The organism is Falseniella ignava (genome assembly GCF_002847645.1).
Classification (GTDB): Bacteria; Bacillota; Bacilli; order Lactobacillales; family Aerococcaceae; genus Falseniella; species Falseniella ignava.
In genome coordinates this window covers 44,866-53,087 of sequence record NZ_PKHE01000013.1, presented here as the reverse complement: position 1 = coordinate 53,087, position 8,222 = coordinate 44,866, and the positions used below count along the sequence as shown (strand labels likewise).

Below are 8,222 nucleotides of genomic sequence, written 5' to 3'. Positions count from 1 at the left end.
TCTACAAGAAAATATATTAAGTTTGATCAATGAGTGACCGGTAAAACATTGTATAGTATTTTACACAGGATTGTGGACTTGACTTATTTTCAGTATAACAAAACTCATCAAAAAAAGCCTTTACAAACCACTGACAAGAAACAATTGAATAAAATTTTAAAAATCTAAACATGATGAAACTTAGGTAAATCGCTCTATGAAGTCCTTCATCATCGTAATTGAATTAGCGATTAGGACAGGTTTCGCCTACATAAGCTAACTTCAAGCAAAGTGGTAAGGACAATATTTTCCTTTATAAACAAATGAATGCTCTATCGCTAAGTTTCCTCACACAATCAGACTTTTACTTAAACGGCCGCGTTCTACTATATAGATGAATCTTTCTGCTTATTAACTAGATTAGCTTTGTCGCCAATCTCAAACAAACCTCTCTGCTCGATCCACCGCTTCCCAACAGAGAAAGTCTTGCACTTAATTGATCATTCCATCTATCAATTATTGAATATCGAATAATCACCACTCATCGAGTTGTGATTTTTTTAATGAGCAATACATGGTATACTATAAGTTGAATTTATGTCGCTAAATTTATCAAAATCGAGAAGCGTATGATTGGTTACCTTGCCGTGCTTATGATACATTACTATAGTAGCGACACAACAAAATCAAATCATTCATAAAGGAGCGTTCGAAATGACTCAAGTACAAGTTTATAGTAAAAAAGTCTGCCCATGGTGTACTCGTCTTAAAGATTGGATGGATAAAAATAATATCGTCTACGAAGAAATCGATATTGAATTGCATCCTGAAGCACGTGAACATCTCCACTCACTTGGATTAATGACTGTGCCTCAAGTCTTTATTGACGGGGTCCATCGTCCACACGAGCCACTTTATTCGAATTTACTACACTATATCCATGGCACCAGCAAAATCCCGCAACACGTTACCAAACGTAACGGCGACCGTGTTGATTTTGACCCAACGAAGATTGAGATTGCCATTCAAAAAGCTAATAATGAAACTCATGAATTAAACGATATGGAAATCAATACTGTGACGCAAAAAGTCATCGAAAAAATCGATATCGATCCGATTCACGTTGAGGAAATCCAAGACTTAGTTGAGACCGAACTGATGTTACAAAGCTTCCCAAGAACGGCCAAAGCTTACATCCTTTACCGTGCGGAACAGACGAAAGCGCGTCAACGTGATATCTTCAAACCACGTAAGAACTTGAAACCTTACGAATATCCTGAATTAGAATCATATAAAGAAGCCATCCAACATTCATACTGGCTACATACCGAGTATAACTACACGTCTGATATTCAAGACTACAAAATCAACGTAGAACCGCACGAAAGAACTGCCATCCGCAATGCGATGCTCGCCATCTCTCAAGTAGAAGTTAGCGTGAAGACGTTCTGGGCGAAATTATACGACCGCTTACCAAAGCCAGAACTGGCCAACGTTGGGATGACTTTTGCCGAGTCAGAAGTTCGTCACTCAGACGCCTACTCACATTTATTGGAATTACTCGGATTGAACGAAATTTTCGAAGAAATCGAACAAATTCCAGCATTGAACCACCGGGTGGATTACTTAAACTCACATATTAAATATTCACAAACCGGTTCCAACCGTGACTACACCATTTCAATCTTATTATTCTCTGCCTTTATTGAACATATCTCACTATTCAGTCAGTTCTTAATTATTATGTCGTTCAATAAACAGAAAAACTTATTCAGCGGAATTTCCAACGTTATCGAAGCGACTTCTAAAGAAGAACAACTCCACGGAGAGTTCGGCATTGATTTAATCAATACCATTAAAGCTGAAAACCCTGACTGGTTTGACGATGAATTAAAAGAAGAAATCTACACGCTTGTTAAACAAGCCTACGAATCTGAGAAAGATGTCTTAGATTGGATCTATGAAGATGGCGAAATTGACTTTATGCCGACACAAACTGTTCTTGAATTTATTAAGAATCGCCTGAACAACTCACTCGAAGCGATCGGACTTGAACGCATCTTCGAGACCGACTTAGCTGAAGTTGAAAAAACCTTATGGTTTGACGAAGAGATTGTCTCAACCAAACACGTTGACTTCTTCGCCAAACGCTCTGTGAACTACACGAAACGTTCACAGTCGATGACAGCCGACGACCTATTCTAATTCGAGCTGTCGATGATGATTATAGATTAAAGGAGTTTTAAACATGACCGCACAATTAAAGAATCGTGAATATGAGCCATTCTATTGGCTGACAGAAGATAGCCAGACATTCTTAGAGCGTGGCTACTTAAGAGAGGGACAAGACGCTCACAGTCGCTTGAGAGAAATTGCCGACCGAGCCGAAGAAATCTTAGGCATCGATGGGTTTAGTGATAAGTTCTATACTTACTTAGGCCGTGGTTATTATTCTCTTTCTACCCCTGTCTGGACCAACTTTGGCTCAAACCGCGGCTTCCCAATCTCATGCTTTGGATCTACACCGGATGATAATATGGCATCCATCTTATATACAGCGGCAGAGATTGGTATGATGTCTAAGTACGGCGGCGGGACCTCAGGGTTCTTCGGTCACCTACGCCCACGCGGCGCTGCCATTACGAATAACGGCTATTCAAGTGGTGCCGTTCACTTTATGAAATTATTCGAGCAAATGACCGATACAGTAAGCCAAGGCTCGAGCCGTCGCGGCCGTTTCGCACCATACTTACCCATCGATCACCCTGATATCGATGAATTCTTAGAAATCGGGGTCGAAGGAAACGATATTCAAGACTTGAACCACGCCGTTACCGTGTCAGATGAATGGATGCGCGAAATGATTCAAGGTGACCGTGAAAAACGTGCGACTTGGGCTAAAGTTATCCAACGTCGTGTGGAAATGGGTTACCCTTATATCCTCTTTACGGATACCATCAATAATAATAAACCTGAGTGGTACCGTGATTACCCAATTACCCACTCGAACTTATGTAGCGAGATTATGTTACCAGATAACGACCGTTGGTCTTTCGTATGTAACTTGTCATCAATGAACGTGCTTCACTACAACGAGTGGAAAGATACCGACGCCGTTGAAACGATGATCTACTTCTTAGATGCAGTAATGAGTGAATTTATCGAAAAGTTAGAAAAATTACGTGATTCCGATCAATTCGAATACCGCGAAGCCTTCCACTTTATGGAGCGAGCTTATAACTTTGCGGTTGAGAACCGCGCCCTTGGTCTGGGTGTCTTAGGTTGGCATTCACTCCTACAATCCAATCTCATTGCCTTTGAATCTGAAGAAGCAAGCTACCTCAACGAAGAGATTCATCGGACGATTCAAGAACGTGCCGAGAAAGCCTCTTGTGAGTTAGCTGAATTATTCGGTGAGCCTCTGATCCTTAAAGGAACTGGACGCCGCAATACAACTACCATGGCGATTGCACCGACAACTTCGTCTGCCTTTATTATCGGACAAGTCTCACAATCGATTGAACCACTCTTCAGTAATTACTACGTGAAAGATATGAGTAAGATTAAGACAACCATCCGTAACCGCTACTTAGTCGAGTTACTGGAAGAAAAAGGCCGCAACACGCCTGATGTGTGGGAATCAATTAAGAATCACGACGGTTCAGTTCTTCACTTAGACTTCTTAAGTGACCATGAGAAGAATGTCTTCAAGACATTCGCTGAAATTAACCAATACGAAGTAATCAACCAAGCTGCGGTACGTCAACGCTATATTGATCAGTCTCAATCCTTGAACATTATGATCAACCCAGCGACGACAACGGCTAAAGAGATGAATCAATTGTATCTCTACGCTTGGGAAAATGGGATTAAATCTCTTTACTACCAACACTCAACTTCTGCAGCGCAAGCCTTCTACCGCTCAAGCGTCTGCTTGGCTTGTGAAGCTTAATCGAAGACATATAACCTCAACCCAGAGCAGGTTGAGGTTATTTCTTTACCTAAAAGATTTGCTTTTTATTAGAATTTATGGTCTAATAGTAGATGTTACTGGTTCTTTAGCTCAGTGGGAGAGCACTAGCTCGACAAGCTAGGGGTCGTAGGTTCAAGTCCTACAAGGACCATCACACAAGCAAGAAGTCGATTACGGCTTCTTGCTTTTTTTGTTGTGCCATTCCATCGCATAATAAAAAAGCTCTTGCGAGCTTTTTAAATCAATTAATCATGGGTTGTGGGCTGTGGTTCAGGAATCTTCACGGAATGCCAATAAAGATGAACTGCCCAGCGCATTAAGAAGAGCATCGCTAACACACAGACCGTCACAATGAGAAAAGCATACCGATTGATATCCGCATAACTGAGAATTGGAAGTCGTCTTAAATAACTATAATTGCTTCCAAGCAATAAGTTCACTAGTTCAACCCCACAATGTATCGCAAGCGTGTAGGAGATAAGAGCTTGACTAGAAATCTTCACCGGCTGTTCGGTTAAGTAATGATAGGACATTAAGAAAATTAAGATATGCCCGGCAAAGTAATAAACATTAGTAATATGAGGGAATTGGTATTCGTTCATATCGCGAATAAGTAGCACAATCAGTGAGAAAGGTAGTCCAATCAGACTTGACCAAGTCATCAGCTTGGTTCGCTTATCTAGCAGTATCCCGATACTTAAAACCCAGATTGCAATCCGACAATGATAGAGTGGTAAGCCATCTGCCAATAAATTCCCGGTAAGCTGATACCACGTTAAGATCATCACTTGCATTGCAATGGCTAACCAGGCAAATACCTTCGGCCGATCCCACCGACGCGCAATATAAAACATCATCGCAATACAGCCAATGATGAATGGCAGCGGTACTTCCGGTGCCGCACTATCTTCCGCCACTCGGAAAAAATATTGTATATCCATCGACTTCCACCTCCCTTTAAAAAAATACAAAATTCTACTTCGATATTATAGCAAAATTTCCTTAGAGATACTATCGTTTTTGGCAAAACTAAAGACCCAAGCGTTTGCTTGGGTCTTTGTGCCTTAGATTCCAATAGTTTGGAGTCTAAACTGACTTTTCATCTGGTGATGAACGATTAAGCTTCTTCTTCATCTTCGCGACGTTTTGCAACTAATCCTAGACCTGCTAAGACTGAAAGTGCTGCAGCACCGAAGATTGCTGTTGAAGCTGACTCACCTGTTTCAGGTAGTAATCCTGAAGATGATTTAGCAGTTGATGATGCTTCTTCAGTTTCTTTAGAGTCTTTATCTGAAGCTTCATCTGATGGTTTGTCGCTTTCAGCTGCTCCTTCATCATCACGATGGTAGACAAGTTTGTTCCATGGAATCGTATCGATCGATCCATCTGGATACGTGATTGTTGCATTACCAGACTCATCCACTTCAACTTTCGTTCCTTCTGGGAAGTTATCTTTGTTGGCTTCTTTAATCTTACGCTCTACTTCATCTCTTTCACTTTGCGTTAGACCTGGGCGTCCGACTTCTGTCTTGTCAGGGATGATTGGATCGATAATATCCGCAATCTTAAGTTCTGGTTTGTCAGTGATTTCTGGCTCACCATGCTCGTATTGGAATACAAGTTCTTCTGCTGGAATTGTGTTCGTTGATCCATCTGGATAAGTAATCGTTGCGTTACCCTTGTCGTCGATAGTTACATCTTTCGCTTCTGGGTTCACTTTTTCTACTTTATCCTTAACTTCTTCTTTCTCTTTGTCTGTTAAGTTATTAAGATCTTTCACACCTGTCTTCTCATCTGGAGTGACAGCTGGATTCTTCTCAGCATCAGATTTTTCTTTCTCAGTGACTGTTTGATCACCTGGGATAACATCTTTAGATCCGTCTGGGTAAGTAACCGTTACGTCTCCATTATCACCAACTTCTACTTCTGTGCCTTCTGGGAATTTACCCTTGTTAGCTTCTTCAATCTTATCTTTAACTTCTTCTTTTTCTTTTTCAGTTAAATTATCTTTGTCCTCTACTTCAGTTTTATCTGGAGTATTTGGCTCAATGATATCAGCGATTGGAAGCTCTGGTTTGTCATCAATTTCTGGCTCACCATGCTTGTATTGGAATACTAAGTCTTCCGCTGGGATTGTATCTTTAGATCCGTCTGGATACGTGATGGTTGCATTACCCTTATCGTCAATTTCAACTTCTGTTCCTTCTGGGAATTTATCCTTGTTGGCTTCTTCTATCTTATCCTTAACTTCTTTCTTCTCATCGTCAGTTAAGTTATCAAGATCTTTTACGCCAGTTTTTTCCTCTGGAATGTTTGGAGTAATCTTATCAGCGTCAGTCTTATCCTCAGATTCTTTTTCTTTTACAAGATCTTTAGCTGGAATTGTGTCTGTTGACTTATCTGGGTAAGTGATGGTTGCATCACCTTTATCGTCAACTTCTACTTCTGTGCCTTCTGGGAATTTATCCTTGTTGGCTTCTTCTATCTTATCCTTAACTTCTTTCTTCTCATCGTCAGTTAAGTTATCAAGATCTTTTACGCCAGTTTTTTCCTCTGGAATGTTTGGAGTAATCTTATCAGCGTCAGTCTTATCCTCAGATTCTTTTTCTTTTACAAGATCTTTAGCTGGAATTGTGTCTGTTGACTCATCTGGATACGTGATGGTTGCATCACCCTTATCGCCAACTTCTACTTCTGTACCTTCTGGGAATTTATCCTTGTTAGCTTCTTCAATCTTGTCTTTTACTTCTTTCTTCTCATCTTCGGTTAGCTTGTTCGTATCTTCAACTTCAGTTTTTTCTGGAATTGTTGGATCTACTTCATCTGCTATTGTCTTATCCTCAGATTCTTTTTCTTTTACAAGATCTTTAGCTGGAATTGTGTCTGTTGACTCATCTGGATATGTGATGGTTGCATCACCCTTATCGTCAACTTCTACTTCTGTTCCTTCTGGGAAGTTATCTTTATTCGCTTCTTCAATCTTATCCTTAACTTCTTTCTTCTCATCGTCAGTTAAGTTATCTTTGTCCTCTACTCCAGTTTTATCTGGAGTATTTGGCTCAATGATATCAGCGATTGGAAGCTCTGGTTTGTCAGTAATTTCTGGCTCACCATGTTCGTATTGGAATACTAAGTCTTCCGCTGGGATTGTATCTTTAGATCCGTCTGGGTAAGTGATGGTTGCATTACCTTTATCATCTACCTCGACTTTTGTGCCTTCTGGGAATTTATCCTTGTTGGCTTCTTCAATCTTATCTTTAACTTCTTTGTTCTCATCATCAGTTAAGTTATCAAGATCTTTTACTCCAGTTTTTTCTGGAATTGTTGGATCTACTTCATCTGCTATTTTCTTATCTTCAAGTTTTTCCCAGACTGCTACTACCATTAGACTATCTTCACCTTCAGCAAGCATATCTTTGTTGAAGTTAGTATTTGGATCAAATATCTTATCTGTACCAAGCACTACCCATTTCACAAAATTGTAGCCTTCTCTAGTAGGTTCTGTAACACCTTCCACTTTTTCGCCTTCTCTAACTTTTGCTGTTTGAGTCGTTGGTGTACCACCATTTGCATTGAATACTACTTGATATTCTGTTGCTGCTGGTTTTTCAGTTACTGTCTTTTCAGATGGCATCTCATTTTTAGAATCATCTGGATAAGTAATTGTAGCATTACCGTTGTCTTCAACATCTACTTCTTTAGCTTTGGGGTTTGCTTTCTTAACTTCTTCCTTAACTTTTTCTTTTTCCTCGTCAGTTAATTTATCCTTATCTACTACTTCTGTTTTTTCTGGATCTACAAGTGGATATTTTTCGTTGTCTTTACGACTGTCGACCACTTTTACTGGAACTTCTACTTCGTCTGTTGATCCATCGTTGTATTGAATTAATACTTTACCGGTTGTGTCTCCTACTTTGCTGACGTCTGGTGTTTGGCTCCATACGTATTGTTTTACGTTGGTGAGTTGACCTTTGTTACCAATTCCATCTTCAGCTTTTGGTAATACGTTTAATTCTGTTACTAGAGTAGTTGCATCTGGTGATGTTGCTGCTTCTGGATCGTTCTTTTCAGCGTCTGATCGAGTATCTTTGCCAACAATCACTGGAACTTCTACTTCTTTCGTAGTCTTGTCTGGATAAGTGACTATTACTTTTACTTTGTGAGTTCCTTCTGTTTTTCCATCTGGTAGTGTTTCACCATCTTTAACTTCGATTGTTGGTTGTTCGCCACCTTCTGGATAGTCAGTTGTGACTGCACCGGTTACTTCGTC

Annotated in this window: 4 protein-coding genes and 1 tRNA gene; 3 read left to right on the top strand and 2 right to left on the bottom strand. The window is 40.1% G+C overall.

All coding sequences use genetic code 11. The features are described 5' to 3' along the window. Positions 1-693 precede the first annotated feature (693 nt). From CYJ57_RS05545 to CYJ57_RS05535, 3 genes are all read left to right on the top strand, one after another. A complete protein-coding gene (locus CYJ57_RS05545; protein WP_101954394.1) occupies positions 694-2,184 on the top strand; it encodes a ribonucleotide-diphosphate reductase subunit beta in 1,491 nt (496 codons plus the stop codon). A 43-nt stretch (positions 2,185-2,227) separates the two neighbouring features. Then, on the top strand, positions 2,228-3,931 hold the full coding sequence (locus tag CYJ57_RS05540) for a ribonucleoside-diphosphate reductase subunit alpha (RefSeq protein ID WP_101954393.1): 1,704 nt from the start codon (positions 2,228-2,230) through the stop codon (positions 3,929-3,931). A gap of 100 nt (positions 3,932-4,031) precedes the next feature. Beyond that, a tRNA-Val gene (locus CYJ57_RS05535) sits at positions 4,032-4,103 on the top strand. Positions 4,104-4,197: 94 nt separating this feature from the next. Here the strand turns inward: CYJ57_RS05535 and CYJ57_RS05530 are convergent. Next, positions 4,198-4,893: a TMEM164 family acyltransferase gene (locus tag CYJ57_RS05530; protein WP_101954392.1), complete on the bottom strand. Its 696-nt coding sequence runs from the start codon at positions 4,891-4,893 to the stop codon at positions 4,198-4,200. Positions 4,894-5,069: 176 nt separating this feature from the next. After that, positions 5,070-8,222, bottom strand: a 3,153-nt coding sequence (locus CYJ57_RS07830; RefSeq protein ID WP_180764404.1) for a MiiA motif-containing surface protein, incomplete at its 5' end; no start/stop codon positions are given.

Excerpts from the sequence above, each read along its gene's own strand:
- CYJ57_RS05545 (WP_101954394.1), top strand. The coding sequence starts at position 694 with ATGACTCAAGTACAAGTTTATAGTAAAAAAGTCTGCCCATGGTGTACT.
- CYJ57_RS05540 (WP_101954393.1), top strand. The coding sequence starts at position 2,228 with ATGACCGCACAATTAAAGAATCGTGAATATGAGCCATTCTATTGGCTG.
- CYJ57_RS05530 (WP_101954392.1), bottom strand. The coding sequence starts at position 4,893 with ATGGATATACAATATTTTTTCCGAGTGGCGGAAGATAGTGCGGCACCG.